The organism is Thiogranum longum (assembly GCF_004339085.1).
GTDB classification, from domain to species: Bacteria; Pseudomonadota; Gammaproteobacteria; order DSM-19610; family DSM-19610; genus Thiogranum; species Thiogranum longum.
Genome location: NZ_SMFX01000001.1, coordinates 747,806 through 765,542, shown reverse-complemented (window position 1 = coordinate 765,542; position 17,737 = coordinate 747,806). Strand labels below are relative to the sequence as shown.

The 17,737-nt window shown below is 55.0% G+C and carries 14 protein-coding genes and 1 other RNA gene; 6 read left to right on the top strand and 9 right to left on the bottom strand.

Annotated elements, in window-relative coordinates; all coding sequences use genetic code 11:
- The first annotated feature begins 32 nt into the window (after positions 1-32).
- Positions 33-1,607 carry a bifunctional aminoglycoside phosphotransferase/ATP-binding protein gene (locus tag DFR30_RS03780; protein ID WP_132971402.1) on the top strand — a complete coding sequence of 525 codons (1,575 nt, stop codon included), beginning with the start codon at positions 33-35 and terminating at the stop codon, positions 1,605-1,607.
- On the opposite strand, the gene lnt is transcribed toward DFR30_RS03780, so the two are convergent.
- The 9 genes from lnt to zwf all read right to left on the bottom strand — a co-directional run bounded on the left by lnt (position 1,582) and on the right by zwf (position 11,108).
- Positions 1,582-3,084 (bottom strand): apolipoprotein N-acyltransferase, encoded by a 1,503-nt coding sequence (lnt, locus tag DFR30_RS03775; RefSeq protein WP_243640668.1) that lies wholly within the window; start codon positions 3,082-3,084, stop codon positions 1,582-1,584. The genes DFR30_RS03780 and lnt overlap by 26 nt on opposite strands.
- Positions 3,084-3,956 carry an HlyC/CorC family transporter gene (locus tag DFR30_RS03770; RefSeq protein WP_132971401.1) on the bottom strand — a complete coding sequence of 291 codons (873 nt, stop codon included), beginning with the start codon at positions 3,954-3,956 and terminating at the stop codon, positions 3,084-3,086. Before DFR30_RS03770 ends, lnt begins: the two co-directional genes overlap by 1 nt.
- Positions 3,957-3,959: 3 nt before the next feature.
- Positions 3,960-4,442 (bottom strand): rRNA maturation RNase YbeY, encoded by a 483-nt coding sequence (gene ybeY, locus DFR30_RS03765; protein ID WP_132971400.1) that lies wholly within the window; start codon positions 4,440-4,442, stop codon positions 3,960-3,962.
- Complete coding sequence (locus DFR30_RS03760; protein WP_132971399.1) at positions 4,439-5,419, bottom strand: PhoH family protein; 981 nt, start codon at positions 5,417-5,419, stop codon at positions 4,439-4,441. The genes ybeY and DFR30_RS03760 overlap by 4 nt, the downstream gene beginning before the upstream one ends.
- A gap of 23 nt (positions 5,420-5,442) precedes the next feature.
- On the bottom strand, positions 5,443-6,810 hold the full coding sequence (miaB, locus tag DFR30_RS03755) for a tRNA (N6-isopentenyl adenosine(37)-C2)-methylthiotransferase MiaB (protein WP_132971398.1): 1,368 nt from the start codon (positions 6,808-6,810) through the stop codon (positions 5,443-5,445).
- Between the two features lie 61 nt (positions 6,811-6,871).
- An RNA gene (rnpB, locus tag DFR30_RS03750) (RNase P RNA component class A) lies at positions 6,872-7,219 on the bottom strand.
- A 170-nt stretch (positions 7,220-7,389) separates the two neighbouring features.
- Complete coding sequence (locus DFR30_RS03745) at positions 7,390-7,887, bottom strand: hypothetical protein (protein WP_132971397.1); 498 nt, start codon at positions 7,885-7,887, stop codon at positions 7,390-7,392.
- Between the two features lie 50 nt (positions 7,888-7,937).
- Positions 7,938-9,581, bottom strand: a complete 1,644-nt coding sequence (pgi, locus tag DFR30_RS03740; protein WP_132971396.1) for a glucose-6-phosphate isomerase — start codon at positions 9,579-9,581, stop codon at positions 7,938-7,940.
- Between the two features lie 45 nt (positions 9,582-9,626).
- On the bottom strand, positions 9,627-11,108 hold the full coding sequence (zwf, locus tag DFR30_RS03735) for a glucose-6-phosphate dehydrogenase (protein ID WP_132971395.1): 1,482 nt from the start codon (positions 11,106-11,108) through the stop codon (positions 9,627-9,629).
- A 196-nt stretch (positions 11,109-11,304) separates the two neighbouring features.
- Here zwf and glgA point away from each other — a divergent pair, with 196 nt between their 5' ends.
- The 5 genes from glgA to DFR30_RS03710 all read left to right on the top strand — a co-directional run bounded on the left by glgA (position 11,305) and on the right by DFR30_RS03710 (position 17,707).
- Positions 11,305-12,759, top strand: a complete 1,455-nt coding sequence (gene glgA, locus DFR30_RS03730; protein ID WP_132971394.1) for a glycogen synthase GlgA — start codon at positions 11,305-11,307, stop codon at positions 12,757-12,759.
- 152 nt (positions 12,760-12,911) lie between these two features.
- A complete protein-coding gene (gene ppc, locus DFR30_RS03725; RefSeq protein WP_132971393.1) occupies positions 12,912-15,731 on the top strand; it encodes a phosphoenolpyruvate carboxylase in 2,820 nt (939 codons plus the stop codon).
- 231 nt (positions 15,732-15,962) lie between these two features.
- Positions 15,963-16,826 (top strand): AfsR/SARP family transcriptional regulator, encoded by an 864-nt coding sequence (locus DFR30_RS03720; RefSeq protein WP_132971392.1) that lies wholly within the window; start codon positions 15,963-15,965, stop codon positions 16,824-16,826.
- A 113-nt stretch (positions 16,827-16,939) separates the two neighbouring features.
- Entirely contained in the window at positions 16,940-17,152 is a 213-nt protein-coding gene (locus tag DFR30_RS03715) for a hypothetical protein (protein ID WP_132971391.1), read from the top strand.
- Positions 17,153-17,173: 21 nt separating this feature from the next.
- The gene (locus tag DFR30_RS03710; protein WP_132971390.1) at positions 17,174-17,707 is read left to right on the top strand and encodes a PEP-CTERM sorting domain-containing protein; all 534 of its coding nucleotides are present in this window, start codon (positions 17,174-17,176) and stop codon (positions 17,705-17,707) included.
- The last annotated feature ends 30 nt before the right edge of the window (positions 17,708-17,737 follow it).

Here is a 17,737-nt window from a genome sequence, read left to right as displayed (position 1 = left end):
ACACCACCCGACCGGACAGGAAAACAGCCAGGATGACCGACAGAATCAGCGACAGGCTCCACGAACTCGTCCAGACACTGCAACAACCGGCGTTGTTTCCACACCCGGTGACGCGTTTCGAGACTATCGAGACGCATATTTCTATCGTCCTGCTGACCGGGATGTTCGCCTATAAATTCAAGAAGCCGGTCAATTTCGGCTTCCTGGATTTTTCCACACTGGAAAAACGCAAGCACTTTTGTGAAGAGGAATTACGCCTCAATCGTCGGCTGGCACCGGAGTTATACCTCGAAGTTGTCCCCGTCACCGCAGGACCGGAGCTGGGTGGTGAGGGCAAGGTCATTGAGTATGCCGTACGTATGCGCGAATTCGATCAGGCGTCGCAATTCGATCGTTTGCTTGATGCAGGCCAGCTGGGATCTGCTCACATGGACGCACTTGGCTTGCGCATCGCGAGGTTTCACATGAATGCCGCTGTCGCCACTCCGGATTCACACTATGGTACACCTGCAGCGATACAGGCACCGGTGGAGGAGAATTTCAGCCAGATCCAGGATTGCAGACAAGAAACCGGCGAGCAATCACGACTGTCATCCCTGCGCAACGGGTCGCGTGAAACATTCCGTAAACTTCAGACAATATTACAGACCCGAAAGAATACGGGTTTTATCCGCGAATGCCATGGAGACCTGCACCTGCGCAATATCGCACTGGTAAACGAGACACCTGTCGCATTCGACTGTATCGAGTTCAACGACAACCTGCGCTGGATCGATATTATCAGCGAGGTGGCTTTCCTGGTCATGGATCTGGACCATCGCGAACAACCCGGCCTGGCAAGCCGTTTCCTCAATACCTGGCTGGAACAAACCGGGGATTATGCCGGCATCACACTGTTGCGGTATTACCTTGTCTATCGCGCCATGGTACGCGCCAAGGTTGATTGCCTGCGGGCATACCAGGCAGGTATAGATAGCACATCAAAGGCATCCATGCTCAAGGAGTACCGTGCCTATCTTGCGCTGGCCGAACGCTATACCAAACCACCATCTCCCATGCTAATACTGATGCACGGACTCTCGGGGTCGGGGAAAACCCGTGTCAGCCAGGCACTTCTGGAAAGCCTGCCCGCCATTCGCCTGCGGTCTGATATTGAGCGAAAACGTTTGCACGGACTGGCAACAGATAGCCGTAGCAGCTCAGGGATCGACCAGGGTATTTATAACCGCACAGGCAGTGAACTAACCTACCGGCACCTGAAATCACTGGCTGCCGTACTGCTGGATGCCGGACACCATGTCATTATTGATGCCAGCTTTCTTCAACAAACGCGACTCGTGCCATTTATTGATCTGGCCAAAAGCCGATCGGCTCGCTGTTTGATTATCGATTGTCAGGCACCGGTGCAGGAACTGCGTGAGCGGGTAATCGCTCGCGAGAGCGACCAGAAAGAGGCCTCGGAAGCTGATATCGAAGTACTGGAGAGCCAGCTGCGCAATTACCACCCGCTGGGTACTTCATTCGCCGGAGCAGAGGTTGTTGTTACACATAGTGATGCATCGGCGATAAACCAGCTTCTTGTCAGCCTCTCACCGCAGCAACCCTGATCCGCCACAACAACACACCAATCAGCAATAACGCACCACTGACCACTGGCCAGTTACCCCAGCGAACATAGGGGGTAGCACCATGGCGTGGCTCGACCTCCGCGCTGATAGTTTCTGTTTCAAACTGCCGGCTGCGTGCCTTCAGTTTTCCATCAGGTGAAATAATCGCGGAGATACCCGTATTGGTGGCGCGTAACACATAACGCTCCGTTTCACGGGCACGCATACGCGCCATTTCAAGGTGCTGGTGTGGCGCCAGTGAATCACCGAACCATGCATCATTGCTGACGTTCACGAGCAGGGAAGCTTCCGGCAATGCCTTGATCAACTGTTCGCCGAAAGCGATCTCGTAACAGATAGAAACTCCCACGGGGAACCCTGCAGCCTGTAACGGCCGCTGATCGGGGCTGCCTGCACTGAAGTCGGACTCGGGGACAGGCAGGAAGCCAAGAATACCGGCCAGCCAGTCTCGTAATGGAAGATATTCGCCAAATGGTACCAGGTGCACCTTGTAGTAAAAGTGGTCCGGTGCATCCAGGCTAAGGACGGCGTTGTAATATTTCCAGTGATCACGGTCCAGCACCGGGATACCGGTAATCAGTGACACATCATTCGCACGGAGTTGTTCCGACAGCGGCTTGATGAAAGTTTCTGCAACCTCATCATAGAAGGCCGGGATTGCAGTTTCCGGCCATACCACCAGGTCACTGTCATAGTGGGCGCGAGTCAGGTCGACATAGGTTTCGAGCGTAGCGGCCTGTTGTTCCGGCCTCCATTTCATATCCTGGGGGATATTGCCCTGCACCAGGGTAACGTGTAGCGAGTCGGTGCCGAGATCCGTCCAGTCCTGATGTTTCAGCCCCAGGCCAGCGAGTACAATCAGGGCCATTGCCGGCAGCGTGACAAACCTCGGCCAGCCCGGCGCCCGCAGCAACGCCGCCAGCAATCCGGCGAATAATGCTGTTATCCAGCCCACGCCATAGACGCCAAACACAGGGGCGAAGGCGGCCAGCAAACTGTCGATCTGACTGTACCCGAGGTTCAGCCAGGGAAACCCGGTGAATAGCCAGGAACGCAACCACTCCGACAAAACCCAGGCAGCCGGGAACAAACCAATATAAAACAGGGCGGCAGAACCTGCCTGTGCTTTCGCAAGCAGCCACGACATGAGCGCCGGGTAGAGCGCCAGAAACGCCACAAGCAAGAGCATTACGGCAAGCGACAGCGGAAGACCGGCATTGCCGTAGAGATAAATGCTGATATAGACCCAGGAAACACCGACGCCAAACTGGCCGAGACCAAAGCTCCAACCGGCCAGAAACGCCTCTTTGGGCCGCAGAGGAAACAGCAGCAAGGCAAAAGCGGCAAGCGCCAGGATCGGCACAAAATACAGGCCATAGGGTGCAAACCCCAGCGGCATCACTGCGCCGCACAGAAAAGCAGCGAACACGACCCGCAGTTTTGCCGCTATCGCCATCAGTCGGCGGAAGACGCTGCGCCGGTTGCGTTGGGGTTGAGCAGCAGGGTGACTTTCAGCAGGTTGATACGCCGGTTATCGGCATTGGTTACCTGGAAACTCTGGTTGCCCAGGATGATGGTTTCTCCACGTTTGGGCAGGTGTCCGAACTCGTGGGTGATCAGGCCGCCTATCGTGTCGAACTCCTCCCCGCTGAAGTCAGTACCGAAATATTCATTGAAGTCATCAATGGGTGTCAGTGCCTTGACCGTATAACTGACATCACTGTGCTTGCGAATAAACGTATCTTCATCGATATCGTGCTCATCCTCGATCTCTCCGACGATCTGTTCCAGCACATCTTCAATCGTCACCATCCCGGCAACGCTACCGTACTCATCGACAACAATCGCCAGGTGATTACGGCTGGCACGAAACTCTTTTAGCAGAACATTCAGCCGCTTGCTCTCCGGCACGAACACCGGCTTGCGCAAAATATCGCGAAGGGAAAACTGTTCACCGCCATTCCTTGAGGTGTAACGCAGCAAATCCTTTGCGAGCAGCACCCCGATGACATCGTCACGGTCATCGCCAATAACAGGAAAACGTGAATGCCCGGATTCGACTGCTACAGGGATGATGTCCTCCGGGCTGTCATTACGGTTGACCACCACCATTTGCGAGCGCGGGATGAGGATATCCCGCACCTGCATATCGGACACAGCCAGCACACCCTCGATCATGCTTTGCGCATCGGCATCGAACAGGCCACGCACCTGGGCCTCACGCAACAACTGGATCAGATGGTCCCGGTCCCGGGGCTCTCCTTTCAATAGCTGCCCGATCCGCTCGAACCAGGAAAGCTTGTTACCGTTAGACGTTTTTTCACTCATGGACTATCCCTGCTCCACTTCGTCAATTTGACGATACGGATCTTCGATACCCAGCTCCTGCAAAATAGTTCTTTCACGTGACTCCATCAATTGCGCTTCTTCTTCAGTCTGGTGATCATAACCGCGTAAATGCAAAAGACCGTGTACCACCAGGTGTGCCCAGTGGTCATTCAGCACCTTGCGCTGCTCCCCGGCCTCACGTGACACAACCGATGCGCAGATCACCAGGTCACCAAGGTGATGGCTCTCGACTTCAGGTGGTGCCTCAAAAGGAAAGGACAATACATTGGTCGGTTTATTCTTGCCACGGTAACGGTCGTTCAGTTCACGACCCTCTTCCTCGTCGACAATACGGATGACGAGTTCCACCGGCTGCCCGATATCGTCCAGTGCAGCCCGCACCCAACGCTCAAGATCCGCTGCTTCCGGCAAGGCCGTATCATCGCTTGCCCGCTGGATCTCAAGCATAACCGGGGAGTCAGTCATTGCCCTGACTCTTTTTCAAAACGGTGATAGGCATTGAGTATCTTCTGCACCAGTGGATGCCGCACGACATCCCGGGTATCGAAACGGGTAAAGCCGATAGCTGACACCCCTTCCAGTACTTCACTGGCATGGTGCAGACCGGACTTTACATGGCCGGGCAAATCAATCTGTGTCACATCACCTGTGATCACCGCTGTAGAACCAAAACCGATACGAGTCAGGAACATTTTCATTTGCTGCGTCGTGGTGTTCTGCGCCTCGTCGAGGATAACGAAGGAATCGTTGAGTGTTCGTCCGCGCATGAATGCCAGTGGTGCAATTTCGATAATATTGCGCTCAATGAGTTTTGCCACACGCTCAAAGCCAAGCATTTCGTACAGCGCGTCATATAGTGGACGCAGGTAGGGATCGACCTTCTGGGTCAGGTCGCCGGGCAGGAAACCAAGTCGCTCTCCGGCTTCGACAGCAGGACGCACCAGTACCAGGCGCCGCACAGTTTCATGTTCCAGCGCCTGTACGGCACAAGCCACGGCAAGGTAGGTTTTTCCGGTACCGGCAGGACCAATACCAAAGTTAACGTCGTACTCGATAATATTGCGAATATAATCCTGCTGGTGGCCGCCACGGGGCTTTATGGTGCAGCGGCGAGTGTGAATCAGCATGTCCTGCGGCTCATCATCACCCGGCGTGATATCACGCACGTCAAGCCCGGCCTGTTGCAGGTAGAGGTGCACACGCTCCGGCGTCAACGGCATTTCGCGCGTTGCATCGTAGAGATCCTGGAGCACATTACCCGCAAGATGCGGCGCCTGGTCGATACCTACGATATGAAAGCGATTGCCACGGTTGCTGATCTCGACGTGCAGGCGACGTTCAAGCTGACGCAGGTGCTCATCGAACTGGCCGCACAGGGAAGCCAGCCGCTGATTATCAGCGGGTTCGAGTGTCAGCGAATAGGAAGAGGGTTCAGGATCCAAGAGTCGTTGTATGTTGCGAGGCTTCAGCCCCAGTTAACCAGATTATCGGCAGCGAGCGGGTCATCCACAGCCAGGAATTCGCCTTGCAGGGAATTGGGCAACGCCTCAACAATGCGTACACGCACAAAGCGACCAATCAGCTCGCTACCACCATCGAAGTTTACCACCCGGTTGTTTTCGGTACGACCGGCCATCTGCGCAGCATTCTTGCGTGACGGACCCTCTACCAGGATACGTTGTTCGCTTCCGACCATGGCTGTACTGATATCCGCAGCCATGCCGGCAATGCGCGCCTGCAGGCGCGCAAGACGCTGCTTTTTGACCTGGTGAGACACATCATCAGGAAATTCGGCGGCCAGAGTGCCGGGGCGCCGGCTATAGATAAAGCTGTAGGAATTATCGAAGCCGATTTCTGCAATCAGGTTCATGGTTGCCTCGAAATCAGCATCGCTCTCCCCGGGGAAACCGATAATAAAATCCGAAGACATGCTGATGCCGGGGCGCGCTTCACGCAGGCCGCGTATTTTCGACTTGTATTCCAGGGCCGTATGGTTGCGCTTCATGGCAGCAAGTATGCGATCAGAACCACTTTGTACCGGCAGGTGGAGGTGACTGACCAGTTCCGGCACTTCACCGTACACAGCAATCAGACTATCGCTCATTTCCTGGGGATGGGATGTTGTATAGCGAATACGATCAATACCCTCGATAGCGGCTATATAGGTGATCAGTAACGCAAGGTCGGCAAGCGAACCGTCGTCCATACTCCCCCGGTAGGCATTGACATTCTGGCCCAGCAGATTGACCTCGCGCACACCCTTGCTGGCCAGCGCCACGGCTTCTGCAAGAATATCGTCAAAGGGGCGACTGACTTCTTCACCGCGCGTATAGGGCACAACACAAAACGTGCAGTATTTGCTGCAACCTTCCATAACGGACAGGAAGGCCGTGGGGCCATCTACACGCGGCTCCGGCATGCAGTCAAACTTCTCGATTTCGGGGAAGGATACATCCACCACGGCACTGTGCCGTGAACGCACTTCAGTGATCATGGCCGGCAGACGGTGCAGGGTCTGCGGGCCAAACACCAGGTCTACAAAGGGCGCTCGCTTGCGAATGGCCTCGCCTTCCTGGCTGGCCACGCAGCCACCGACACCAATCAGAATATCCGGACGTTGTTCTTTCAGCTCACGCCACTGGCCGAGCTGGGAAAACACCTTCTCCTGCGCTTTTTCGCGGATCGAGCAGGTGTTCAACAACAACACATCGGCTTCCTCGGCCGAAGCGGCCAGCTCCAGACCATGAGCGTCAGCCAGCACATCCGCCATTTTCGACGAATCGTACTCGTTCATCTGACAACCGTGGGTCTTTATAAATACTTTTCCGCTCATGCACTCATCGTTTCATTTTCCGTCATGCCGGCGCAGGCCGGAATGACGAATTCAAAAAATTAAATGAAGCCGGCCTGTAAGCCGGGTTCTGTCGAGGACAATCATTCATCTGGGCCACACGTCACCGTGCACCTCAAGCGACCTACCCGGGAACGACGCGGGCCGCGCCAATGTTCCCCTATTTGGTCTTGCTCCGGGTGGGGTTTACCCTGCCACGACTGTTACCAGCCGCGCGGTGCGCTCTTACCGCACCTTTTCACCCTTGCCTGTGCCCGAAGGCCATCGGCGGTATGTTTTCTGCGGCACTTTCCGTAGGCTTGCGCCTCCCAGGCGTTACCTGGCACCCTGCCCTGTGGAGCCCGGACTTTCCTCTCTGGCGAAACACCACAGCGATTGTCCGGCCGGCTTCGGGGCGATTATAGGTGATATGGGCGAAAGTCGCAGAAAAAACCGGCCAATCCAGCGGGAAACACCCGCACCCGTCCTGCATATCGCGCATCTTCGGCCTCATTGGGCACATATCTGCAAATTTTTTGCTGAATTTCGTATACCCGGCAGCCTGGAAGGCAGCTTTACCGGTTAACGCCTTGCAACGGCATTCTTTGCCCGGCGGTAAGTCACCTTGCCCAGCCATTTGTTGAGCGGGTTATTGCGGTCAAGGAATACCAGGCAAGGTTGACGGCGCGCGCCCATATTTTTATGCAGCTTGAGCAGGCCGCGATGTTTCGGATCTATCATAAGACCACGCTTCACAGCCCCACAGGCACGCTTGCGATGGCGTAACTTAAGCTCGGCAAGTGCGAGATTCTGGAATACCGTGGCATCTATATTTTCATTCGCTGCCGCATGACGGCACAGGTTCAGGCCACTGACATCACCGCTGTATACCAGTGACACACCGTGCCACGCCTTATAGCACTGAAGGTGTACATCATCGCGGCTGCACTTGTGTTCCGCCTGTGAAAAATGTCGTGTTGCGGTACGCCACTGCTTTTTATGAAAAAATGCAATACCCAGCTGGTATTCGTCGCGAGCACGGCGCTCCCGCGTCTTTGATATAGATGATGAAATTGCCATAACGTCTCCTTGTTGGTCTCAATTTCCGGCGATTCCTTCGCCAACCCCCGTTACCCCTTTCCACGATGCAGGTAAAAATTCAGTAGCCCCTGAGTAGAACTGTCATGATGACCTGCAATACTGGCCTCGTCCAGCTCCTTCTGTACAACTTGCGCAAGCTGTTTGCCCAGCTCTACACCCCACTGATCAAAAGAATTGATCTGCCAGACAATACCCTGCACAAACACCTTGTGCTCGTACATGGCAACCAGCATTCCCAGCACTCCCGGCGTCAACTTTGGGTAGATAATCGAATTGGTCGGCTCATTTCCCGGGAATATCTTATGCGGTAGCAGCCTGCTGATCTCATCTTCGGAAAGCCCCTGCGCTTCCAGTTCGGCACGCGCCTCTGCGGCAGTTCTTCCACGCATCAGCGCTTCAGTCTGCGCGATAAAATTCGAAAACAGGATCTTCTGCTGCTCATCCAGTGTGTGGTGTGCCGTAGCCCCGGTCAGAAAATCCGCGGGCACCAGCAGGGTTCCCTGGTGAATCAGCTGGAAGAAGGCGTGCTGTCCGTTAGTGCCCGGCTCACCCCAGATGATCGGACCGGTACGGTAATCGACCACTTCTCCATCACGGGTAATGCGCTTGCCGTTACTTTCCATATCACACTGTTGCAGGTAGGCCGGCAAGCGGTGCAAATGTTCATCGTACGGGAAGATGGCATGACTGTCCGCATTGAAAAAATTGTGGTACCAGATACCCAGCATGGCGAGTATGACCGGTATGTTTTCTCTCAATGGCGCATGACGGAAATGTTTGTCCATCTCGTGTGCGCCTTCCAGCATTTGCTCAAATGCATCCATGCCGATATAGAGTGCAATCGACAATCCGATTGCCGACCACAAGGAATAGCGCCCACCAACCCAGTCCCAGAACACGAACATATTCTGCGGGTCAATGCCGAATGCCGTGACCTCTTTTACATTGGTCGACATGGCGACAAAATGTTTTGCCACTGCACTTTCGTCCACCGCACTGTCCAGCAACCAGCGCCGCGCCTGGTGCGCATTGGCAAGTGTTTCCTGGGTGGTGAAGGTCTTGGATGCCACCAGAAACAATGTCGTTTCTGGATCCAGTTCTGCCAGCGTGTCACAGATCTGGCTCCCGTCCACATTGGAAACAAAATGCACTCTCAGCGAACCGCTGTAAGGCTTTAGCGCACCCGTCGCCATCACCGGCCCCAGGTCTGAGCCACCGATACCGATATTCACGATATCCGTAATCGCTTTTCCGCTGCAGCCTTTCCATTCACCACTGCGTACAGACTCTGTAAATTCGCGCATTTGTGCCAGGACACGGTTTATGTCCGGCATCACATCCTTGCCATCAACACAGACCGGCGTATTGGAGCGATTACGTAGCGCTGTGTGCAACACCGCCCGGTTTTCGGTGAAGTTGATCCTTTCACCGGTGAACATACGCTCAATCCATTGCGGGAGGTCGCTCTGTTCTGCCAGTTGAATCAGCAAGTCGAGACTCTTGTCCGTGATGCGGTTCTTTGAGTAATCCACCAACAGTTCGCAGCATTGCAGGGTATAACGCTCGAAACGCCCGGGATCTTCCTCGAATAACTGGCGCATATGCAATTCGCCAATCTCGTCAAAGTGCGCCTGGAGTGCCTTCCAGGCAGGTTTCTCTGTCAATCGAATCATCTGGTTTTGTTTATCCGTTAACGATCAAAAATCGAATCCATGAAATCAGGAGGCTTCTTCGTCGTTGCCATCCAGCGTATTACGCCAGTACTGATCCTGACGCAAAAACAGTCGATCCGCCTCCGGCGGACCCCAACTGCCGGCGTTGTAACCGGTGATGTAGTCACGCTCTACAGACCAGACCTTGAGAATGGGGTCAACGACCTTCCATGCCCAGCTGACCTCGTCATAACGCAGAAACAACGAGTGATCGCCCTCGATCACATCCAGCAAAAGCGCTTCGTAGGCATCCAGTTGATCGGGATTGATGCCGCAATAACTGGCATCCAGGCGAGTGGTTTCAGTGCGCATTTCCAGACCATTCTGCTTGACCTGCATTTCCATACGGATACATTCGTTCGGCTGCAGGTTCATCAATATCCAGTTCGGTTCGAGCTGTTCAATCTGTGTTTCCCGGAACAACTGCTGCGGCGGGTGCTTGAAACGGATCGCCACCATCGAGTTACCCTTCGCCATGCGCTTGCCGGTGCGCAGGAAGAACGGCACATTGCGCCAGCGCCAGTTATCGATGAACAATTTCAAGGCGGCATAGGTCTCTGTGACACTGTGCTCCGGTACATCCGGTTCATCGAGATAACCCGGTACCTTTTCGCCATTTATCTTGCCGGCAGTATATTGCGCACGCACGGCGTGTGCATTTACAGCGCTTTGCGGGATCGGGCGGATGGAACGCAATACTTTCACCTTCTCATCGCGCAGCGACTCGGCATCCAGATTGGCCGGTGGTTCCATGGCTACCAGCGTCAATACCTGCAACAGGTGACTCTGGATCATGTCGCGCAGGGCTCCTGCACCATCGTAATAACCCGCACGCCCCTCGGTGCCGAGTGATTCGGAATGGGTGATCTGTACATGGTCAATATAATTCCGGTTCCACAACGGCTCGAGCATCAGATTGGCAAACCGGAACACCAGAACATTCTGCACGGTTCCTTTGCCAAGGTAGTGATCAATGCGGTAGATCTGTGACTCCCTGAAGTCACGACTCAGACTATGGTTAAGACTTTCCGCGCTCTCAAGGTCATAACCGAAAGGTTTTTCGATCACCAGCCTGCGCCAGCCACCTTTTTCACCGGCCAGTCCGCATTCACCAAGTTTCCTGCTGACTTTGCCAAATTCAGCGGGGCGGATAGCCATGTAGAAAACGATATTATGGGAAAAATCATTCTCTCCGAGCAGCATTTCCCTCAAGGCAGGGTACGCCGCCTCATCAGCCAGATCGCCCTGGCAGAAGTGAAAGCGGGCCAGGAAACGCTCCAGCACATCCGCTTCAGTCTGCTTTTCCGCCAGCCAGCCGCGTACCTGTGAACGCCAGGCCCCGTCATCCCAGTCACGGCGCCCGAAACCGACCACTTTCATGCCATCCGTCAAACGCCCGGCGGCATCCAGGTGATACAACGCCGGAATCAGCTTGATGCGTGACAGATTCCCGGTCGCGCCAAATATTACGTAGGTGCAGTCTTCCATGTCGTCCTGTTAACCTTTTCCAGGCCCCGTACCGACAGGGCACATCCGTTCCGGTACAGATATCCAGCTGCCGGAAACTATCCACACCAGCGCCGGAAACAATAGTCACATTGACGGCCGCACGCTGCAACTGCCGCACTGTGCCGCCTTGCGCTAGAATACGCTTCCCCGTCACCGAGACCTGCGTCCAATATTCATGGATATCCTGTTCGCCAGCAGTGAAGCGCACCCGTTGATCAAAACGGGAGGCCTTGCCGATGTATCCGGCAGCCTGCCACGCGCCATCCGTAATTCCAAGCAAGAAATACGCCTGATCCTGCCGGCGTATCCAGCAGCCGTGAAAGCCGCAGGTACGCTAAAGACTATTGCCACACTGAAGGTAACCGGTGCAAACAATCCGGTACGCCTGCTGCAGGGCCGCCTGCCACACACGCGGGTGCGGTTGTACCTGGTCGACTGCCCGCAATATTTCGACCGCGAAGGTGGGCCCTACAGCAAGCCGGATGGAACCGACTGGCCGGACAATGCCGATCGCTTTGCCCTGTTCTCACGCGTTATCTGTGCCGTGGCCATGAACCGCGCCGGGCTGGACTGGCAGCCACAGCTGGTGCACTGCAACGACTGGCAGACCGGCCTGGTGCCAGCGCTACTGTCACTCGAGGCGGAACGCCCGGCTACCCTGTTCACCATACACAATCTTGCCTACCAGGGACTGTTCGACAGGCCGGCATTCGAGCGCCTCGGACTGCCGCAAACGTGGTGGGCCATGAACTACCTGGAATTTTATGGCCACCTGTCTTTTATAAAGGGCGGCCTGGTCTTCGCGGACTGGATCAATACCGTCAGCCCGCGCTATGCCGAAGAAATCTGTACCCCTCAATTCGGCTGTGGGCTGGAAGGCCTGCTGACACGCCGTAAATCTCACCTGAGCGGTATCCTCAACGGTGTTGATTACCGGATATGGAGCCCCAGCCGCGACCCGTTGATTGCCCGCCGCTATACCGCACGCACCCTGCGCCTTAAGCTGGAAAACAAGCGCGTACTACAGGCGGCATTTGGTCTCCCCGATGACCCGTTTGTGCCGGTATTTGCGCATGTTGGCCGACTCGTCGACCAGAAAGGCATCGACCTGATCCTGGACTTGCTGCCCCAGCTGCTGCAACGTCACCTGCAACTGATTATTCTCGGAACCGGCCAGTCGGCACTGGAAGCCGCGTTGCGTGATGCCGGCAAACAATACCCGGAGCGGGTAGGTGTGCGTATCGAATATGACGAAGCGCTATCGCACCAACTGGAAGCCGGCGCCGATGCCTTCCTGATGCCCTCGCGTTTCGAACCCTGTGGACTCAACCAGCTCTACAGCCTGCGCTACGGTACCCCGCCGATTGTAAACAATACCGGGGGGCTCGCTGATTCGGTGACCGATGCCAGCAGCGAGAACCTCGCGGCCGCTACTGCCACCGGCTTTGTGTTCAACAAACCGGAACCAAAACCACTGCTCGGCGCCATCGATCGCGCCCTTGACCTCTATGCCGAACCCGACCGCTGGAAACAGCTGATGCAAACCGGCATGCAACAGGATTTCTCCTGGACGCGGAGTGCAGCCGCGTACCTTGACCTGTACACCAGACTGGCTCCCGCCAGCCCGTAAAGCCCCATGAAAACAATGTAATTAATTGTTTTAAATAATATTTCCTGGCTTCGCTCGCTCACTCCCGGAACACGGTATAATGGCGCGCCCTTTTCCGGGCAATTCGCCCTGTCTAGGTGGAAATTCTCCTTTTTAAACAAAGAAGTAGCTATATGCCAGCACAGTCACAGATCACGCCCCCGCCCCGCGACAAGGAACTGCGTTCCCGCGTCCGCCTGTTCGGCAATCTGCTTGGTGAAGTTCTGGCAAGTCAGGCAGGGCAGGATGTCCTTGGCGCCGTAGAAACATTGCGCAAAGGTTATATCCGCCTGCGCAAGGAGGACAACCCCCCACTGCGTGCGCGTCTGGCAAAAAAGATCGACCAGCTTGCACCGGATACCCTCAGTCACGTGGTGCGCGCATTCAACCTGTACTTCAGCCTCGTGAACATTGCCGAGGAAGCTTTCCAGCACAAGGAACGCCGTCGCCATGTGCGCCAGGGCGGCCCGTTGTGGCGCGGGTCATTTGATCACACCCTGCGGGAGTTCAATGACCAGGGTATCAGCGCTGATGAAATCCAGTCCCTGCTCGACCGCACACTGTATCTGCCCGTGTTCACCGCCCATCCGACTGAATCCAAACGTCGTGCTGTGATGCACGCGTTGCGAGGTATTTTTCTGACCGCCGAAAAACTCGACGGCCCGCGCATGGGCAAGATTGAACGGGAGCTGGTCATCAGTGACCTGCGAAACCAGGTCCAGGTGCTGTGGAAAACCGATGAAGTTCGCGTTCATAAACCAACGGTCGAGGATGAAATTCGTAACGGCCTGTTCTATTTCCGCGAGTGCCTGTTTAATGCCGTACCACGCGTCTATCGTTACCTCGACCAGTCGATACAGCGTGTGTATGGAAAAAAGGAAGGTGTGCAACTGCCCAGTATTTTGCAGTTTGGTTCCTGGATCGGTGGTGACCGTGACGGTAATCCCTTCGTCAAGCCTGCCACCACCGAATATGCCCTGCGCCAGCACATGAGCGAAGTATTGTGTGAATACCTGCGCCGGGTTGAAGACCTGCGTAGCAAGCTCACTCATTCCAGTCGCCTGGTAAAACTCAGCACTGCATTCATCAAGAGTATTGATCACGACCTGGAACGCTGGCCGGGTATTTCCGGCGAACACCCGAACCGCTTTTCGCACGAACCCTATCGGCGCAAGCTGTTCATCATCCATAACCGTCTGCATCACAATCTGGATCTTACCCGTGCGCGTATCGAAAACCCCGGTCAGGTGGACGAAAGTGATTTTCCCTGGCGCTATGTCAATGAACAGGAATTTCTCGCCGACCTGGAACTGATCAGCGATTCCTTGATTTCACATGGCGACGAGGCTATCGCCCGCGCCGATCTGCTGGACCTGATCCGCCTGGTGGAAACCTTTGGTTTCTTCCTGTTGCACCTCGATATCCGCCAGGAATCAACCCGTCACAGTGAGGCTGTTGCCGAACTGCACTCGCAACTACATACAGGCGTGGATTACACAGAACTGGATGAGAATGCACGTATTGCATTACTGTGCAAACTGATCAGTGAATCCGGCGCGCCGGCTGATCGCAGCAACCTGAGCGAGCCCACCCAGGAAACCCTGCAGGTGCTCGATGTAATGGCCAATATGCGCAACGAAGTCAGCGCCAAGGCATTTGGTACTTATGTCATCTCCATGACTCACTGCGCGAGCCATGTACTTGAACTGATGTGGCTGGCTTCATTGTGTGGGCTGGCCGGCAAACGTAATGGCGAATGGTTCTGCAATATACAAATCAGCCCGTTGTTCGAAACCATTGAAGACCTGACTCATATCGAGGAAGTCATGACCCGCCTGCTCGATGAGCCGGTGTACGTTAACCTGCTCAGCGCATCGGGTAACCTGCAGGAAATCATGCTCGGCTATTCCGACTCCTGCAAGGACGGCGGCATACTCGCTTCCGGCTGGAGTCTTTACAAGGCACAGCAGAAAATCATTCGTATTGCCGACAGTCACGGCGTCGAGTGCCGTCTGTTCCACGGTCGTGGCGGCACCCTGGGGCGTGGTGGCGGTCCGACCCACGATGCCATCCTGTCGCAACCGGCCGGCACGGTACACGGCCAGGTCAAGTTTACCGAACAGGGTGAAGTCCTTTCCTACAAGTACAGTAATGAAGAAACTGCCATCTACGAGCTGACGATGGGCGTAACCGGTCTTCTCAAGGCAAGCCGCCATCTACTGAAGCCGGAGCCGGCTGATGATAATGAATACGCCGACATCATGTCGCTACTGGCACAAAACGGCGAAGATGCCTACCGCGATCTGATTGATCGTACCGAGGGATTGCTGGACTATTTTTATGAGTGCACACCGGTGTCGGAAATTGGCTTGCTCAATATTGGTTCGCGCCCCAGTCACCGCAAGAAACTGGACCGCTCCAAGAGTTCCATCCGGGCCATTCCCTGGGTGTTCGGCTGGGCACAGTCACGCCACACACTACCGGCCTGGTACGGGATAGGCAGCGCATTGCACAGCTTTGCCAGCCAGAGTGAAACCAATCTTGTCAAACTGCGCGACCTGTACCGGGCATGGCCCTACTTCCGTGCCATGCTCGGTAACACCCAGATGTCACTGGCCAAGGCTGAAATGGAAATTGCCAGGCAGTATGTGTCACTTAGCGAACACCCGCAGCAGGCCCGGGCTATCTACCGGCAGATTCGCCAGGAACATGACCGGACGCTGGAACTGGTGAAAAAGGTTTCGGGTATCGATTACCTGCTGGAAGACATGCCGGCACTGGCCTTGTCCCTGTCTCGCCGCGATCCCTACCTTGATCCGCTAAATCACATCCAGGTCAAACTGCTCAGCCGGGTGCGGGATGACAATGCCGACGAGGACGAGCGGGAACGCTGGATGGAACCCCTGCTGCGATCCATCAACGCCATCGCAAGCGGTATGCGCAATACCGGATAAGCGAAGAAATGCCTGCTTCAGGTGGTTGCAATCCAGCCCGATTTCGCCCCAGAATGTACCGTAATCTGTCGTCACAACATAATCCGTACTGACGACAGCCCGGAACAGACAAAGAACCTGTTCTGTTTTAATAACTTAAAAAATTAGCAGTGAAAATCCCCGGCAAGCCGCAAAGCACCTAAAATTAACATGCGGATCCGGTGACGGTGCAATGCACCGAGGATACATCCCATGGGCATCAATCTGGAAAGCCGTACCATACAACGGCTCTACCAGCAGCACCCGGTTAGTAGCTGGAGCCGGGAGCCGACCGGTAAGCGCGGTGAAACACCGGTGCGTATTCATGCGCTGGGGCGTTTTTCTGTGCAAACTCATCACTACCCCATTGCACTGACACAACTTCGCCAGCAGAAGCCTTTCGAACTTTTACAGGCACTGATCGCTTTTGGCGGGCGTGATGTGCATCGTGAAACGCTTGCTGCCGCACTCTGGCCGGATGCCGATGGCGACCAGGCCCAGAACACTTTCGATGTCACACTCCATCGCCTGCGCCACATTTTTGGTATCAAAAATCTGTTCATGTTGCACGACTGCAAACTGACGCTTAGCAGCCAGATGGCATGGGTCGATGTCTGGGCATTTGAACGCACAGTCAACTTCAATGAACGCCTGCTCGTACGCGCCAGAGACCCCGCCATTCTACGCCAGTTATCGCGTTCCAGTGAACGCCTCCTGAATCTCTACCAGGGCGCTTTTCTGGAACGCGAAGCGGTACGCCCCTGGATGCTTTCACTTCGTGAACGCCTGCGCAGCAAGCTACTGAGATTTATCCTGGATTCCGGGAAGGTATGGGAAGCTCGCCGGGAATGGGGTCAGGCTATCCGCCTGTACCAGAAGGGGCTGGAAGTTGAACCCCTGGGTGAAGCCCTGTATCAACAGCTTATTATTTGTTACCGCGACTCCGGCAGATTTTCTGAGGCCATCAACACCTTTCACCAGTGCCGGAAACAGCTTGCGGAACAGCTCCACATTCAACCCTCCCCGGTTACTTTCAACCTCTACCAGTCATTGAAGTCACGTCCCACCGCCTCCTGAACAGCCCGGCAAGGCCTTCCAGCAAATAAGTTCTCCGCTTACCCGTTTTGTAAGTCTTCTGTAAGTTCGCATCCCCCACACTGCGCACAACAGAACACAAAAGAGGGAACCGGATGGAAAACTATATTGTGCGCATCTACCGCCGGGACAGCACCGATCCTGACCAGATCAATGGCGTACTTGAGTCAGTTGAACAGGAAATACAGCGTCCCTTCACCAGTTTCAACTCCCTGAAAAATATGCTGGCGACAAGCCCGGAAGCATTAAAGACCGGGGCTGCATCATCCGATAACACCTTACCGCCCACGCCCGCACTGGCGAAATAACAAAGCACCACGGAGGATATTATGCAAAAGCACTACTGGATACTGCCGCTGTTCTGCCTTGTCGCAACGCCGGTCAATGCCTCGTTAGTGAGTATTGATTCCAGTGAAAATAGCGACTTGCTGCACCAGGACAAAGGTAATTACGGCCGCCAGCATCACGATCATGCCCGGCATCACGCCTTGCGCCACATCCAAAACCCACACTTCAACAAAACCTTCGGAATTGAACATCCAGGCCTCTCGCAGGAGAAATTTGAAGACTGGGAGAATGCTCCACTATCCGGGCGGAAAATCGAATTTGCAACTGACAAACACAACATCTCAAGCCACCTCCTGGACCACCTCAGGAATAAAGACGGTTTTATTGTTGACGCAACACCCGGGAAACACGGGTTCAGTATATTTGCGAGAGAGCACAATAAAAACCACGACGATGATTTCTCTCTCGATGTTCCTCCGCATACAACCAGTGCCGTACCCCTGCCTGCCAGCGTATGGCTTTTTGGCTCGGGCCTGATCGGACTGATCGCTTCCGTACGGCGAAAAACGGCCTGAAAACCTTGCAGCACATCACAAGCCCCGCAT